The organism is Stenotrophomonas sp. YJH_SMC_65 (assembly GCF_059369475.1).
The window spans coordinates 106384-120911 of record NZ_JCAFSR010000003.1; the positions used below are offsets into that span (position 1 = coordinate 106384).

A 14528-nucleotide genomic window follows, 5' to 3' on the forward strand; every position below is an offset into this window, starting at 1 on the left:
TCTCCACGCCGGGCACGACCCGGCGCTACCGCCCTGAACCACATCACGGAGTATTGCCATGAGACTGATTCCCTTCCTCGGCTTCAGCGGCCAGGCCCACGAGGCGATGGCGTTCTACGCCAAGGCACTCGGTGGCCAGGTCACTTCGGAAATGAAATACCGCGACATGCCGCCCTCCGATGGCTCGCCGGGCTGCAACGAGATGCCGCCGGAAACCCTGGACCACGTCGCCCACAGCCAGCTGGAGATCGGCAACGCCATCGTGATGGCGGCCGACGGCCCCGGCGGCGGCGAGGGTGGCTCGACCACCATCAATGTTGATGTCGACAGCATCGAAGAAGCCGAACGCGTGTTTGCCGCGCTGGCCGAGGGGGGGCAGGTGCAGATGCCGATCGCCGAAACGTTCTGGGCGCACCGCTGGGGCATGCTGGTCGACCGCTATGGCAAGCCGTGGATGGTCAACTGCATGAAGCAGCCCTGATTCCTCTCTTTCTTTCATCCACAAGGAGCTTCACCGATGAGTGCACCGCAACCGCAGATGATCTTCGTCAACCTGCCCGTGCAGGATCTGAACGCGTCCAAGACCTTTTTCGCAGCGCTGGGCTACAGCTTCAACCCGACCTTCACCAATGACGATGCCGCCTGCATGGTGATCAGCGAGAGCATCTTCGTGATGCTGCTGACCCAGCCGTTCTTCAAGCAGTTCACCACCAAGCCGATCGCCGACGCACGCAGCCAGACCGAGGTGATCACCTGCCTGTCGGCGGACAGCCGCAAGGCGGTGGACGTGATGGTGGACAAGGCTCTGGCGGCCGGCGCCAGTGAACCGCAGCCCGCGCGCGACTACGGTTTCATGTACCAGCGTGGCTTCCAGGACCTGGATGGCCATCTCTGGGAAATCGCACACATGGACGGCGAGCCGGGCTGACGGCCGCCGCAGGGAGAACCCGCATGGCTTACGTGGACGCTTACGTGCTGCCGTGCCCGCAGGACAAGGTGGCGGCCTACCGTCGCCTTGCCCGCAAGGCCGGTGCGGTGTGGAAGGACCATGGCGCGCTGCAGTACATGGAATGCGTGGCCGACGATGTGGAGCCGGGCAAGAGCACCTCGTTCCCGCGCGCGGTCAAGGCGAAACCGGGCGAGACGGTGATCGTCGCCTTCGTGGTGTTCCGCTCGCGCGCGGCACGCGACCGCATCAACGCAAAGGTGATGGCCGATCCACGGCTGGCGTCGCTGGGCCCGAAGGACATGCCATTCGATACCCGGCGCATGTTCTGGGGCGGTTTCAAGCCGATTGTTGAAGCGTGAGCTGCGGCGCTTGTGCGGGCCGGGCGTGCGTGCTGTGATCGGCGCATGCTCGAGCCCGCACTGACGCAGCGTCTGGAAACCCTCTGGCGGATGGAGTCGCCAGTGCTGATTGCGCGCCTGGCGCGGCTGCTCGGTGGCGATGTCGGCCGTGCCGAGGAGCTGGCCCAGGACACCTGGCTGGCCGCGCTGGAGCGTTGGCCGGAGCAGGGTATCCCGGACAACCCCGGAGCCTGGCTGATGACCACCGCGCGCAACCGTGCCATCGATGTGCTGCGCCAGCACCAGCGGGTGGCGCAGCAGCATGCGCAGTGGGGCGAGGAACTGCATCCGGCGGCACTGCCGGCGCCGGATGACAGCCAGGCACTGGAGGACGACCTGGGCGATGACCTGCTGCGGCTGATGTTCGTGGCCTGCCATCCCGTGCTGCCGGCCGATGCGCGGGTGGCACTGACTCTGCGCCTGCTCGGTGGCCTGACCACCGTCGAGATCGCGCGTGCGTTCCTGCAGCCGGAGCCGACCATCGCCCAGCGCATCGTGCGCGCCAAGCGCACGCTGGCGCAGAAGCAGGTGCCCTATGAAGTGCCACGCGCCGACGCGATGCCGGAGCGCCTGGCCTCGGTGCTGGAAGCGATCTATCTGGTGTTCAACGAAGGCTACGCCGCCAGCGCCGGTGATGACTGGATGCGCCCGGCGCTGTGCGAGGAAGCGCTGCGGCTGGCCCGCATCCTGGCGCATCGGTTGCCGGTGCCGCCGGTACTGGGCCTGCTGGCGCTGATGGAACTGCAGGCCTCGCGCGCAGCGGCACGGGTGGACGCGCAGGGCGCGCCGGTGCTGCTGGACCAGCAAAACCGCGCGCGCTGGGACTGGCTGCAGATCGACCGCGGGCAGCAGGTGCTGGCGCGCGCGTTGGCCATCGGTGGCGACCAGGATCCGTATGTGCTGCAGGCGCGCATCGCGGCCTGCCATGCGGCTGCGCGGCGCGCCGACGCGACCGACTGGCCGCGTATCGCCGCGCTCTATACACAGCTGCTGCAGGTGCAACCTTCGCCGGTGGTGGCATTGAACCGGGTGGTGGCGATCCTGCGCAGCGAAGGCCCGTTCGCCGCGTGGGCGCAGCTGCAGCCCCTGCTGGTCGACGCGCGCCTGCGCGACTATGCGCCGCTGCAGGTGGTGCGCGGCGAGCTGCTGCAGGCACTGGGGCGTGAGCAGGACGCACGTGACGCTTTTGGCCAGGCCGCTCGGCTCAGCCAGAACCAGGCCGAGCGCGGACTGCTGCGGCAACGGGCGGGCCTGCCCCCCACGGACTGAGCCGACAAAGGCAGCACTTGTCGCCGGCCGCCTGAGCGGCTATGTTTCGCGCCCAGCGGACGCATCAGCGTCCGCGATCCGTGCGTATTGACCGAGGAGCGGTTGGATGTATTCAAGGACGAAGAGCGCATCGCGCGCTTTTGCGCGCCTGCTTGCCTGTGCCCTGTGCCTGGCCGTATGGCCGATGGCCGTGCAGGCTGCGGACAAATCACAGCAGGCCTATTGGGCCGGTTTTGCCTATACCGCTGACGCCGCCGCCGTGCAGGCGACCACCCCGCATGCGCACGCGGTGCTGGAACGGCGTGGGCTGGTCCCGCTGAACCAGACGCTGGCACAGTCGCTCAAGCGCCACGCACCGGCCCACCTGGAGCTGATCGACCAGCCGGTGGCGATGCTCGACGGCACCACCAGTGCCACCGTGCTGGCCGCTGCGCTGGATCGCGAGCTGGTCTCGGTCGAACCGATCGGCGACCAGTACAAGGTGCTGGTGGAAGTGGCGCTGCAGGCGTTGTTCTTCGACTTCCGCGAGCGCCAGGTGATCGCCTCCTATCCGCTCACCCTGCAGCGCATCGACGTGCAGGACTACCGTCCGGACAACGACGATATCGACGCGATCGTCGCCGATCTGCTGTACGGCGGTGCCGATACCAGCCTGTCGCAGGTACTGGCGGCCAGCCTGGCGCAGGCCCGGTTGCCCGATGCCGCCGTGCGTCGCCTGCAGGTGGGCGGGGTGACCCTGTCCGACGCGGCACGCGCCAAGCTGCCCGACCCGAAGTGGGAAGCACCGCTGCGTGCCACGCTTGCGCACGAACTGTCCAAGACGCTGTCGTCCAACACTGGCGTTGGCCTGCTGCCGCCGGCCTCGGGCCAGGCGATCGGCGGTGCGATGGCCGCCCGCTTTGCCGACGGTAAGGTCTACCAGCTGAAGATTCCCGAACCCGACTACGTCATCCAGCTGCAGGTCGATGCACTGAAGAACGGCGTGATCGAGGAAACCCCGGCGATGAAGACGATGCTGTTCGGCGCCTTCTTCACCGCCAAGGTGAGCGAGCCGTTCTCGGGCAAGGTCTATTTCGAACAGCCGCTGCGCAAGGGGGCCACCAAGGTGGTGCCGGTCACGCAGTGGCAGGTCGACCAGTGGTCGGCCAGCTACGAAACCCTGCTGGCCGGCTTCGACGCCTTCGCCGGCGCCGCCGCCAAGCGTGCCGATTCGCGCGCCTGGCTGGACGAACAGAAGCCGGGCGGCCGCCCGTTGCAGCAGCAGACCCAAGCCCTCCAGGAGTTGATCAAGTCATGTCGTTGATGCGTACCATCCTGCTCATCCTCATCGCGCTGGCGGTGGCCTCGCCGGTCGCTGCGCAGACCGCGAGTTCGCGCGGTACCGGCTCGGCCAGCTACGGCCTGCGCCTGAGCGCCGATACCCGTGCCCAGGCCCTGAACAAGGCCAAGGTCAATGCCCTGGAGGCGTACATCGCCGAAACCGGTGCGGCCAAGCTGCGCCTGTTCGAGGCGCGCCGCGCCGAGTTCATCGGCGAGATCGACCGCTACGTGCTCAGCGCCGTGCAGCTGTCGGACACCGAAGACAAGAAGGCCAAGACCTACAGCGTCACCGTCCGCGCCGAGATCAACACCACCCTGCTGCAGACCAAGCTGGATGCGGGTTCGGCCGTGGCCGGCGCCACCGCTGCGCAGCGCTCGCTGCTGACGTTCCTGTTCATGGCGCGCTCGCAGGACACCGTGCAGTCGTTCCAGGACAAGGAATACCGCCGCGTCGACGCCAGCAGCAGCTACAGCGAGAACACCCGTGAAGGCGACAGCTTCCGCGGCAATTCGGTCAGCACCAACGGCAGCATCAACCAGAACGGTTCGGTGTCGGTCACCAGCGGCGGCAGCACCACCGCGCGCGCCGACAACATCACCTGGAAGGTGGCCAACGCCGCCGAAGTCAACACCGCGATGACCGGTGCCTTCAGCGCCGCCGGCTACGAGGTGGTTGAAGCCGAGTACGTGGAAGGCGAGTCGCGCGGCCTGCTCAGCATCGAGCGCATCCGCAAGGACTTCAGCACCGGCAACGACCTGGCCCCGGCCACCCTGCGCGACACCGCCAATGGCATCCGTGCGGCCAACATCCCGTACATCGCCGTCGGCACCCTCGACGTCGGCATGCGTGACCGCGATCCGGCCAGCGGCAACACCCGCGTGTTCGTCACTGTCACCGGCAAGGTGCTGGACGTGACCGGTCGTTTCCCGCGCACCGTGTCGTCGGTCGGCCCGGTGCAGTTCTCCGGCACCGGCCCGAATGAAACCGTGGCCCGTACCAATGCCCTGCAGCTGGCTGCCGAAAAGGCCGCCCAGCAGATGATCAACGAACTGAACGTCAAGGCGGTCCGCTGATCCGCCGCCCCGGTGGGTGCCGAGCTCGCTCGGCATCGCCCCTGGGTTACCGATTCCCCACGTGCCGCACGCGGCCGTTTCTCCCAAAGGACTCTCACATGATCCGCAATACCGCTCTTGCCCTGGCCATCGCGGCCGCCACCCTGTCGATGCCGGCCCATGCCGGCCTGGGCAAGCTGAAGGACCTGGCTGGTGGCTCCACCGGCTCCTCCAGCAGCACCTCCAGCGCCGCTGCCCCGGACGAAGCCGCGCAGGAAGCGCTGGTGCGTCGTTTCGTCAGCTCGCAGTCGCACTCGCTGCAGGCCCAGACCTCGTTCGCCCGTGCCTTCGGCCTGGCCGAGCAGGTGCAGCTGCTGGAAGCCGAGCGCCAGGCGCTGTCGTCGGGTTCGGTCAGCGTCGATGCGATGAAGAAGTCGGTGTCGGTCAGCGAAGCCGCCCAGGCCGCGATCGACGAGCGCCAGGCCGCGCAGCCGGAGCTGAACGCTGAATCCAAGCAGCACTACGCCGAAGGCCTGGTCTCGCTGCTGTCCTCGGCTGCCGAAGCGCAGAAGCTGGGTGGCGAAGCCAGCAACTTCACCGCCGGCATGAAGAACCTGGGCGCCACCCAGATGGCTACCGTCGGCCGCAAGCTGGCCGCTGGTGCATGGGTGGCCAAGGAATCGCCGGGCTTCATCCAGGGCCTGTACGGTTCGACCAAGTCGGCTGTGACCTTCGCCAAGAAGAGCAAGGTCAAGGTGCCGTCCAACGCCGACTCGATGCTGGGCCAGCTGGACAAGATGAACTGATCCGAGGCGAATCCCCATGCGTACGACCTCCCGTTTGATCGGCCTGGGCCTGGCTGCCGCGCTGCTTGCAGCCTGTGGCAAGCAGGACACCCCGGCCGAAGCGCCCGCACCTGCCAAGGACAAGGCAACCAGTGCACTGGCCAGCAATGCGCCAGTGGAAGCAGCGCCCCTGCGTGGCACGCCGGATTTCGGCGGCACCACCCAGGTCGCGCGCGAGGCCGACGGCATCGGCAGCACCCCGGAACTGGCGGTGCTGGCGGCGTTGCAGTCGGCGGTGGCGCAGGTCAACGGCGTACGCGTGGCCAGCCAGATGCAGAGCCTGCGTGCAGGCCTGCATGTGGATGTGGATGACGAACACGTCGGCGATATCCGCGCCGACGCGTTCACCCAGCAGATGATCGCCGGCTCGCAGGGCGCGGTGCTGGGCTATGAAATCCTGTCGCAGGACGAAGTGCGGCAGCTGGATGAAGAAACCATCGCGCGCGTGCGCGCCAGCGACGAAGGCTGGAGCTTCAAGGGTTCGGCCTCTGCCAGCGCGTCCGGCGAGGCCACGGCCAAGGGCGGCGGAGCCTCGGCCAGCGTCAAGGAGAGCTACGACGAGAAGGTCAGCGTCGATGCCAAGCGTGGCGCAAGCTCGTTCGATTCGGATGTGACCCACCGCAGCATGCGCAGCTACTGGAAGGTGCGCGTGCGTGCACAGATTGCCCAGTACCGCGCACCGGACGAGCAGGGCAAGCCGAAGATCGTGGTCGCGCTGCCGCGCACCAAGGCCGGCAGCTATGCCGTGGGCGATGGCCGCGTGAGTGCCGATGAAGTGGCCGACGCGATCCGCGCGCGCCTGTCCGACACGCTGACCCAGACCCAGCGCTTCATCGTGCTGGATCGCGAGTTCGGCGACGAACTGCAGGCCGAGATCGACCATATCAACAGCGGCAACGTACGCCTGCAGGACACCGCACGCGTCGGCCAGCAGCTGGCGACCGACCTGATCCTGATCCCGACCGTCGAACGCTTCGAGTACCCGCGCAGCGTGCGCAACCTGCGCATGTCCGACCGCCAGGTGACCTCGTACTCCGGTGGCGGCCGCATCACCCTGCGCCTGATCAACGCCACCACCGGCCAGGTGGTGATGTCCGACAGCTTCGACCACCAGCTGGCCTCGACCGGCCCGAGCACCCTGCCCCGCGTGGTCAACGGCCGCAACATGGCCGCGGCGATGATGGAATCGCTGTCGGGCCAGATCGGTACCACCATCGTCACCACGCTGTTCCCGGTGTCGGTGGTTTCTGTGGACGGTGACCAGGTGGTGCTGAGCCAGGGTGGCGAAACCCTGCAGGCCGGCCAGCGCTGGCAGGCCGTGCGCCTGGGCGAGGAACTGAAGGACCCGCAGACCGGCCGCTCGCTGGGCCGCAGTGAACACCCGTGCTGCACCATCCGCATCGACCGCGTGGCCGCACAGACCTCGTACGGCACCATCGAAGACGGCGTCGACGCGATGCGCGGCGGTTTCCGCCCGGGCCAGATCGAACTGCGCCAGAAGCTGGGCAGCAAGCCGGCTGCCGCCGCAGGTGCGACTGCCTCGGCCGCTCCCGCCGCCGCCGCACGCCCGGCGGCCAAGCCGAAGCCCAAGCCCGCTGCCGCCCCGGCCGAAGACCCGAACTGGTAACACGCCCAAGCAACACACCGATGGGGTCAGAGCCCTTTTCCGGCGGGAAAAGGATCTGACCCCTTCGTGTTTCCGTGCGTGTCGACCCAGGTCGACACCCACCAACAGCAGTGGGACCCCGCCTACCCTCAGGAAACCAGCTTTTGCTGTTGCTTCGGCTGTTGCCGTTGTTTCGGCAGGTGCAGGGCGCAGCCCTGGCGAATCCCATTACACTCCAGAAGGATTTCCCTGCTGGAGAGAGCAATGAAACGAGTGGTACTGGGCGTGCTGGCCCTGTCGGTGTCGAGCGCACTGATGGCGGCCACCCCGAAATTCGATGGCGCGCGGATCTCCACCGACGTCAAGGAACTGGCCTCCGACGCCTACGAAGGCCGCTCGCCGGCCACCGCCGGCGAAGAAAAGACCATCGCCTACCTCAGCAAGCAGTTTGCCGACGCCGGCCTGCAGCCGGGCGGCGACCTCAAGGACGGCAAGCGCCTGTGGACCCAGGCCGTGCCGCTGCGCAAGGGCGACATCGTCGGCGCACCGCAGCTGGCGCTGCACCAGGGCGGCAAGACCCTGCCGCTGGAGCAGGGCAAGCAGATCGCCGTGCGCGCCGCCATGAACGGCGCCAGCAGCGTCGACATCAGCAAGGCCCCGCTGGTGTTTCTCGGCTACGGCGTGAAGGCACCGGAGCGCAACTGGGACGACTTCAAGGGCGTGGACCTGAAGGGCAAGATCGCCGTGGTGCTGATCAACGACCCGGACTTCGAAACCGGCCAAGGTGATTTCGACGGCAAGGGCATGACCTATTACGGCCGTTGGACCTACAAGTACGAGGAAGGCGCCCGTCAGGGTGCGCTGGGCGTGCTGATCGTGCACGAGACCGCACCGGCGTCGTATGGCTGGGCCACCGTGGCCGGCTCCAACACCAACACCATGTTCGACGTGGTGCGTGACAACCCGGCAGAAAGCCACCCGCTGCTGGAAGGCTGGATCCAGCGCGACCTTGCCGTGGAGCTGTTCCGCTCGGCCGGGCAGGATTTCGAGGCACTGAAGAAGAAGGCGCAGCAGCGCGACTTCACCCCGGTGCCGCTGACCGGCGCCAGCCTGGACGCGAAGTACGCGGTGAAGACCGAAGTGATCACCTCTCACAACGTGGCCGCGCGCCTGGAAGGCAGCCGCCATCCGGACGAGACCATCATCTACAGCGCGCACTGGGACCACATCGGCGTGGGCGAGCCGGACGCGCGCGGTGACCGCATCTTCAACGGCGCGCTGGACAACGCCAGCGGCACCGCCTCGCTGGTCGAGCTGGCCCGTGGCTTCGCCAAGGAGAAGCGCCCGCAGCGCTCGCTGCTGTTCCTGGCGGTCACCGCCGAGGAAAAGGGCCTGCTGGGTTCTGAGTACTACGCCACCCATCCGCTGTATCCGCTGGAAAAGACCGTGGCCGTGATCAACATGGACGGCATGGCGCCGTTCGGCCCGTCGCGTGACTTCGGCATCTACGGTGCCGCGCGCTTCGAGCTGCTGGACCAGCTGAAGGACGTGGCCAAGGGCTGGGATATCCGCTACACGCCGGACCCGAAGCCGGAAGCGGGCCTGTTCTTCCGCTCCGACCACTTCCCGTTCGCCAAGCGTGGCGTGCCGGCGCTGTCCTGGTCGGCCGGCCAGGACTGGGTGGACGGTGGCGTGGCCGCAGGCAGGAAGGCCTCCGAGGACTACACCGCCAAGCGCTATCACCAGCAGGGCGACGAGTGGCAGCCGGACTGGGTGTTTGCCGGTGCCGCGCGCGACCTGGAAGTGCTGTACACGCTGGGCAACCAGCTGGCCAATTCCCGCGATTGGCCGAACTGGAGCAAGGACGAGGCGTTCCGCGCCGTGCGTGACGCCAGCGCCGACCAGCGCAAATAACGGCGTCCGGTAGTGCCGGCCGCTGGCCGGCATTGCCGCCCCCGGAAACGCCGGGCCGTGCCCGGCGTTTCCATAACGGCTTCCATCCCAACTTTCCCGGCCTTCGTCGCAGCCTGCTTGCTTGCCCGGCGGGCCGCCCTATGCTCGGCTCACCCCCTTCCTCAAGGCGCCGCCGTGTTCGCCAGCCTCTCTCTCCTGATCCGCCACCTGCTGGCCTGGGCTGCCGCGCTGGTTGTCGCCGGCATGGTCTGGAGCGGCATCTTCAGCGGCATGAACGATGGCCCGGGCTGGATCTTCGGGCTGCTGGCGATGTTCCTGATCATTTCCGCGCTGGGCAGTGCCATCACCCACATCCGCCGGGTCTGGCTGGTGGCCGGTCGCCTGGATGCCACCACCCTGTCCGGCCGCCAGCGCCGCCAGATCGAACTGCCGATGGACGCCGGCCACGCCTTCTCGGTGGTGGAGGCGGCGATTTCCGAACTACCGCGCGTCGAAGACGTGGAAAGCTCGGCCGGCAGCCTGCAGGTGCGCGCCTATGTGCGCCGGGTCGACCTCTGGAACGGCCGCCAGCCCTCGCGCTGGAACCTGCCGGCGCGGCTGGCCATCAAGCGCAACAGCGTGCTGGCCACGGTCACGCCGGGGCAGGGCACCAGCACCGTCACCCTGCTGTTCGAACCCGATGCCGGCTGGTGGGCCGACCTGCTGGCGCTGGACGAAGGCGGCAACTACGAGAACGCCGAAGCAGTCACCCGTGCGATCAGCCGCCGCGTCGCCGACCAGCGCCGCGACGAACAGGCTGCGGCCGAACAGACCCAGGTGGAAAAGGAACTGTCGGTGGCACGCTTGAACCTGTTGCATGCGCAGGTGGAACCGCACTTCCTCTACAACACGCTGGCCAACGCGCAGGTACTGACCCGCACCGATCCGGCGCGTGCCGAACAGATGCTCGGCCACCTCATTCAATACCTGCGCAGCTCGTTGCCGCAGGTGGACGAATCGGTATCCACGCTGGGCGTGGAGTTGGACCGCACCCGCGCGTACCTGGAAATCCTGCGCATCCGCATGGGCGCACGCCTGGCGGTGGAAATGCAGGTACCGAACGAACTGCACGGCGTGCACCTGCCGGCGATGGCACTGCAGACGCTGGTGGAGAACGCGATCAAGCATGGCCTGGAACCCAAGCCCGGCGGTGGCACGATCTGGATACTGGCGCGCGGCTTCGATGACCACGTGACCGTGACCGTGGCCGACGATGGGCTGGGCTTCGGCCAGGGCACCAGCGGTACCGGCATCGGCCTGAAGAACCTGCGCGAGCGCCTGCGCCTGACCTGCGGCGAGCAGGCCGGCGTGGCGATCGTTGCCAACTTCCCCAGCGGCGTGGCCGCGACCATGACCCTGCCGCAGTCGCACAAGGAGCGCAGCCATGCCGCTTGAAGCCCTGATCGCCGAAGACGAAGAACTGCTGCGGCAGTCACTGGTGGAGCAGCTGGGCCGGTTGTGGCCGGAGCTGAAGCTGGTGGCCGAGTGCGAGGACGGTGCCAGCGCGCTGGAGCAGCTGGCCGAGACGCGGCCGGACATCGCGTTCCTCGACATCCGCATGCCCGGCATCAGCGGCATCGAGGTCGCGCGCTCGCTGTCCGAGCTGAGCCCGCGCACCCAGGTGGTATTCGTCACCGCCTACGACCAGTACGCCATCGATGCGTTCGAGCAGGGCGCGATGGACTACCTGTTGAAGCCGGTCAGCGACGAGCGCCTGCTGGCCACCCGCGAGCGCATCCTGTCGCGGCTGCCATCAACGCGACAGGACGATGCCGTGCTGGAGCGCCTGCTGCAGCGGCTGGGCCCGTCGCAGGGCGCAGCGGAGCGCCCGCCACTGGCCTGGATCACCGCCAGCAACGGCCGCGAGACGCAGCTGATCATGCTGGAAGATGTGGCCTACTTCCGCGCCGACAACAAGTACACCACCGTGGTCACCGCTGCCGGCGAAAGCCTGCTGCGCACACCGTTACGTGAACTGCTTGAAGTGCTCGACCCGCAGCACTTCCGCCAGATCCACCGCTCCACCATCGTCAACATGAAGGCGGTGGCAGCGGTGAGCCGCGACGACACCGGGCGCGGCGTGCTGCGCCTGCGCGGGCGCACGGAGACGCTGGTGGTCAGCCAACCGTTCATGAGCCTGTTCCGCGGCATGTAGCCGCGCCGCAGCCTCCGCCGCCAGGAGCATTGCATGCGTTTTTTCCTGCTTGTCGGCCTCGCCGCATTGGCGCTTGCCGGTTGCCGGAAGTCCACTGAAACCGCGATCACCCGAACCACTGCCAATGGCGTGGACACGCTGTACAGCAAGCGCACGGTAGTGGACGGCGTGGCGCGTTTCGAGTGCATGGCCAGCCGCAGCGGCCAGTGCCATTACCTGGTGCTGGACCCGGCCTGTCGTCCTGATGCCGCCTGTGCGAAAGCGCCGATACGGTCGTTCGCGTTGGCGGCCGGCACGACCCGGGAGTTCAGGGGCCTGCCGAAGGGCTTCGCCCAGTGCGTCAGCGAGGATCGGAAAGAACAATGCCACCGTGAGTGATCACGGTGGCATTGTGGCTCCCCCCGCTTCCCTGAAGGGTCAGTAGGCAGGCTGTAGTGTCAGGTCGTGGTGGTGCTCGTTCTCGCCCACGTGATTGAGGCGGCCGACCAGTTCGGAGTGCTGCTTCATGCGCCCGATCTCGGTCATGATGCGGATGTCCTCGTGGCGCAGCTCGCGCTTGGCGGTGACCGCCTGCTTGTAATCGAGCACTTCCGGGTAATGCTCGGCCAGGTCCAGTGCCTCGGCCACGTGCTCGACGCTGTCGGCCTTGGAGCTGATGCGTGCGCGACTGTTGAACGCCTTCATCCAGCGCTCGAAACCGGCCTGCTGATCGAACATGTTGGCCATGAACCAGATCACGAACAGGATCGACACCCACGAGCCGAACACGACTACCACGCGGGTGAACGTGATATGGAAGTCGTCGCGCCAGAGGTAGTTGGCGATCAGGCCAAGAATCAGCAGCGAGGCTGCCTGCCAGCCGACGATCGAGGCGATCAGCCATTGGCACTTGGCCTGGGCCAGCACCGCGACTTCATCGCGGATCTGCTGCTCGCTGAGATTGCGCCAATGCGCGACCTGTTTGTCGAACGGGCTGCTGTAGAGCTCGTTGTCGCGAAGCAGAATTCCCAAACCCTTGAACAAAGCAATCATGGCTGGCTCCTTGTGGAACGTGCGTCGATCAGCATTGGACGGTGTTGCGGTTCCAGTTCTAGCACTTCCAGCGAGCCGTGCAATGGGCGCAATGCCAAGCTGCGCAAGGGCTTTCCCTGAATCGGTGAATGTTGTTGCATCGCAGCATCGAGGGCGCTGCCTGCGACAGGATGTCGCAGGGTGAAATGTGCTGCGGCCGCACATGAAACCGTGGCTGAGTACGAAGACTCGCCGCCGCGGTCGTGATCGCCGAGAATCGGAGCCAACCGCGCAAGATGCGACTGTTCTTCCGTCTTTCTTGGACCTGTGATGCCGGCTCTGCTGCAGCGACTCTCCCGCCCCGTCACCGCGCCGATCCGGCGCTGGGTGCTGGAGGCCTTCCCCCGTGGCCAGAGCGGCATCGATTACGACCAGCCGCTGGGTGACCCGGGTTGGTTTGGACCCGACAGCGTGACCTGGCGCCTGCACGCCGAGTTCCCCTCGATGCTGGCCGGTGGCCTGTGCGCGCTGATGCTGCAGACCCTGCATCCGCGCGCGCTGGCCGGGGTCTACGATCACTCCAATTTCCGCCAGGACCTGGTGGGTCGCCTGCGTCGCACCACCGCGTTCGTTGCCGGTACCAGCTATGCGCCCACCGGCGAGGTGGAGGCGCTGGTGGCCAAGGTGCGCCGCATCCATGCACGGATCCGCGGCCAGACCGCACAGGGCGAACCCTACGCCGCCGACGATCCGCAACTGCTGACCTGGGTGCATGTGACCGAGGCGTTCGGGTTCCTTCAGGGCTTCCGCCGGTACGGACGGGAGGTGCCGGCACACATCGCCGACCGTTACTACGATGAGTACCGCGGCGTGGCCGAGGCACTGGGTGCGGTGGACGTGCCGCGCAGCGAAGCGGAAGTGGCGGCGTACTTCTGTGCGCGGCAGCCGGAGCTGCGCGTCGACGAGCGCTCGCGCGAGGTGCTGGAGGTGCTGTCCGGCGTGCGCCTGCCGGTACCGGTGCCGGGGCTGTCGCGCGAAGTGTTCCTGGGTGCAGGCGCGGCACTGCTGCCGGACTGGGCCGAAGGCATGCTTGAACGCAGTGGCCGTCAGCGCGCGCAGGCCGCCGCGTCGGCGAAGCTGATGCAGGGCATGGCGCCGCTGTTCCGCCGTGCGTTGCCCGATGGCCTGGCCAGTCGCGCCTGTGCGCGCATGGGCGTGCCGGTGTCGGTGCTGCGCGAGTGGCCCACCGTTCCCCGGTAGGTGCCAACCTTGGTTGGCACGCGTTGCGCGCGGTGCCGCAGGAGCGCCAACCAAGGTTGGCCTCTACCCGAGCGGATGCCGCAGTAGATCCACGCCATGCGTGGATGGGCCTTACCCCGCCGACTTCAACCCGCGCAACAGCATCTCCAGCGCCGCCGTCGCCTGCCGCAGGCGCACGTCGCCATCCTCGCCCTCGGCGATCCAGAACGCGGCCTCGGCCAGGCTGCCATAGATCAGCGACGCCAGCGCCTGCGCATTCACCGGCGCCACCACGCCCTGGGCAACCAGATGTTCGATCAGGTGCTGCATCGAATGCACGCAGTGGCGCTGCGATTCCGGTGAGGCGCCACCGAGCACCGCGCGTGCGTCGCGCAGCACGATGCGCTGGATCTCCGGTTCCAGCGCCATCTCCAGGTACGCGCGGCAACGCTGCACGAAGCCCTCCCAGGCATCGTCGGCGGCATCACTGATCGCCTGCAGGCGCTGGTCGGTCTCGGCATCGAGCTGGGCGACGACAGCCGCCAGCAGACCCTTCTTGTCGCCGAAGTGGTGGTACAGCGCGCCGCGGGTCAGCCCGGCCTGGGCGGTCAGGTCGTCCATCGAGGTGGCGGCATAGCCATGCTCGCTGAACACCCGACGGGCGGTGGCCAGGAGGGTGGCGCGGGTTTCTTCCATCTCGGCGCGGGTGCGGCGAACCATTCAGAGCTCC

At 67.5% G+C, this 14528-nt stretch carries 15 protein-coding genes; 13 read left to right on the plus strand and 2 right to left on the minus strand.

Features of this window, described 5'->3' with window-relative positions:
- Positions 1-58 precede the first annotated feature (58 nt).
- From AC5P7A_RS06505 to AC5P7A_RS06560, 12 genes are all read left to right on the plus strand, one after another.
- Entirely contained in the window at positions 59-481 is a 423-nt protein-coding gene (locus AC5P7A_RS06505) for a VOC family protein (RefSeq protein WP_014645772.1), read from the plus strand.
- A 36-nt stretch (positions 482-517) separates the two neighbouring features.
- Positions 518-928, plus strand: a complete 411-nt coding sequence (locus AC5P7A_RS06510; protein ID WP_014645773.1) for a VOC family protein — start codon at positions 518-520, stop codon at positions 926-928.
- Between the two features lie 23 nt (positions 929-951).
- On the plus strand, positions 952-1308 hold the full coding sequence (locus AC5P7A_RS06515) for a DUF1428 domain-containing protein (RefSeq protein WP_014645774.1): 357 nt from the start codon (positions 952-954) through the stop codon (positions 1306-1308).
- A 45-nt stretch (positions 1309-1353) separates the two neighbouring features.
- The gene (locus tag AC5P7A_RS06520; RefSeq protein WP_169412369.1) at positions 1354-2616 is read left to right on the plus strand and encodes an RNA polymerase sigma factor; all 1263 of its coding nucleotides are present in this window, start codon (positions 1354-1356) and stop codon (positions 2614-2616) included.
- A gap of 106 nt (positions 2617-2722) precedes the next feature.
- Positions 2723-3919, plus strand: a complete 1197-nt coding sequence (locus AC5P7A_RS06525; protein ID WP_053495494.1) for a hypothetical protein — start codon at positions 2723-2725, stop codon at positions 3917-3919.
- Positions 3910-5010: a hypothetical protein gene (locus tag AC5P7A_RS06530; RefSeq protein WP_014645777.1), complete on the plus strand. Its 1101-nt coding sequence runs from the start codon at positions 3910-3912 to the stop codon at positions 5008-5010. The genes AC5P7A_RS06525 and AC5P7A_RS06530 overlap by 10 nt, the downstream gene beginning before the upstream one ends.
- A gap of 98 nt (positions 5011-5108) precedes the next feature.
- Positions 5109-5795 carry a hypothetical protein gene (locus AC5P7A_RS06535; protein WP_049408541.1) on the plus strand — a complete coding sequence of 229 codons (687 nt, stop codon included), beginning with the start codon at positions 5109-5111 and terminating at the stop codon, positions 5793-5795.
- A 16-nt stretch (positions 5796-5811) separates the two neighbouring features.
- On the plus strand, positions 5812-7461 hold the full coding sequence (locus tag AC5P7A_RS06540; RefSeq protein ID WP_481452998.1) for a CsgG/HfaB family protein: 1650 nt from the start codon (positions 5812-5814) through the stop codon (positions 7459-7461).
- A gap of 243 nt (positions 7462-7704) precedes the next feature.
- On the plus strand, positions 7705-9354 hold the full coding sequence (locus AC5P7A_RS06545; RefSeq protein WP_495219973.1) for a M28 family metallopeptidase: 1650 nt from the start codon (positions 7705-7707) through the stop codon (positions 9352-9354).
- A gap of 174 nt (positions 9355-9528) precedes the next feature.
- Positions 9529-10788 carry a sensor histidine kinase gene (locus AC5P7A_RS06550; RefSeq protein ID WP_495219974.1) on the plus strand — a complete coding sequence of 420 codons (1260 nt, stop codon included), beginning with the start codon at positions 9529-9531 and terminating at the stop codon, positions 10786-10788.
- Positions 10778-11548 carry a LytR/AlgR family response regulator transcription factor gene (locus tag AC5P7A_RS06555; RefSeq protein ID WP_049441363.1) on the plus strand — a complete coding sequence of 257 codons (771 nt, stop codon included), beginning with the start codon at positions 10778-10780 and terminating at the stop codon, positions 11546-11548. Before AC5P7A_RS06550 ends, AC5P7A_RS06555 begins: the two co-directional genes overlap by 11 nt.
- Before the next feature lie 33 nt (positions 11549-11581).
- Positions 11582-11926, plus strand: coding sequence for a hypothetical protein (locus tag AC5P7A_RS06560; protein ID WP_014645783.1), 345 nt, complete (start codon positions 11582-11584; stop codon positions 11924-11926).
- 39 nt (positions 11927-11965) lie between these two features.
- On the opposite strand, the gene AC5P7A_RS06565 is transcribed toward AC5P7A_RS06560, so the two are convergent.
- Positions 11966-12580, minus strand: a complete 615-nt coding sequence (locus tag AC5P7A_RS06565; RefSeq protein ID WP_014645784.1) for a hypothetical protein — start codon at positions 12578-12580, stop codon at positions 11966-11968.
- A 309-nt stretch (positions 12581-12889) separates the two neighbouring features.
- Between AC5P7A_RS06565 and AC5P7A_RS06570 the strand changes: the two genes are divergently transcribed.
- Complete coding sequence (locus AC5P7A_RS06570; protein WP_049441361.1) at positions 12890-13819, plus strand: oxygenase MpaB family protein; 930 nt, start codon at positions 12890-12892, stop codon at positions 13817-13819.
- A 111-nt stretch (positions 13820-13930) separates the two neighbouring features.
- Here AC5P7A_RS06570 and AC5P7A_RS06575 read toward each other — a convergent pair whose 3' ends face one another.
- Complete coding sequence (locus tag AC5P7A_RS06575; protein ID WP_014645786.1) at positions 13931-14518, minus strand: TetR/AcrR family transcriptional regulator; 588 nt, start codon at positions 14516-14518, stop codon at positions 13931-13933.
- Between the last annotated feature and the right edge of the window lie 10 nt (positions 14519-14528).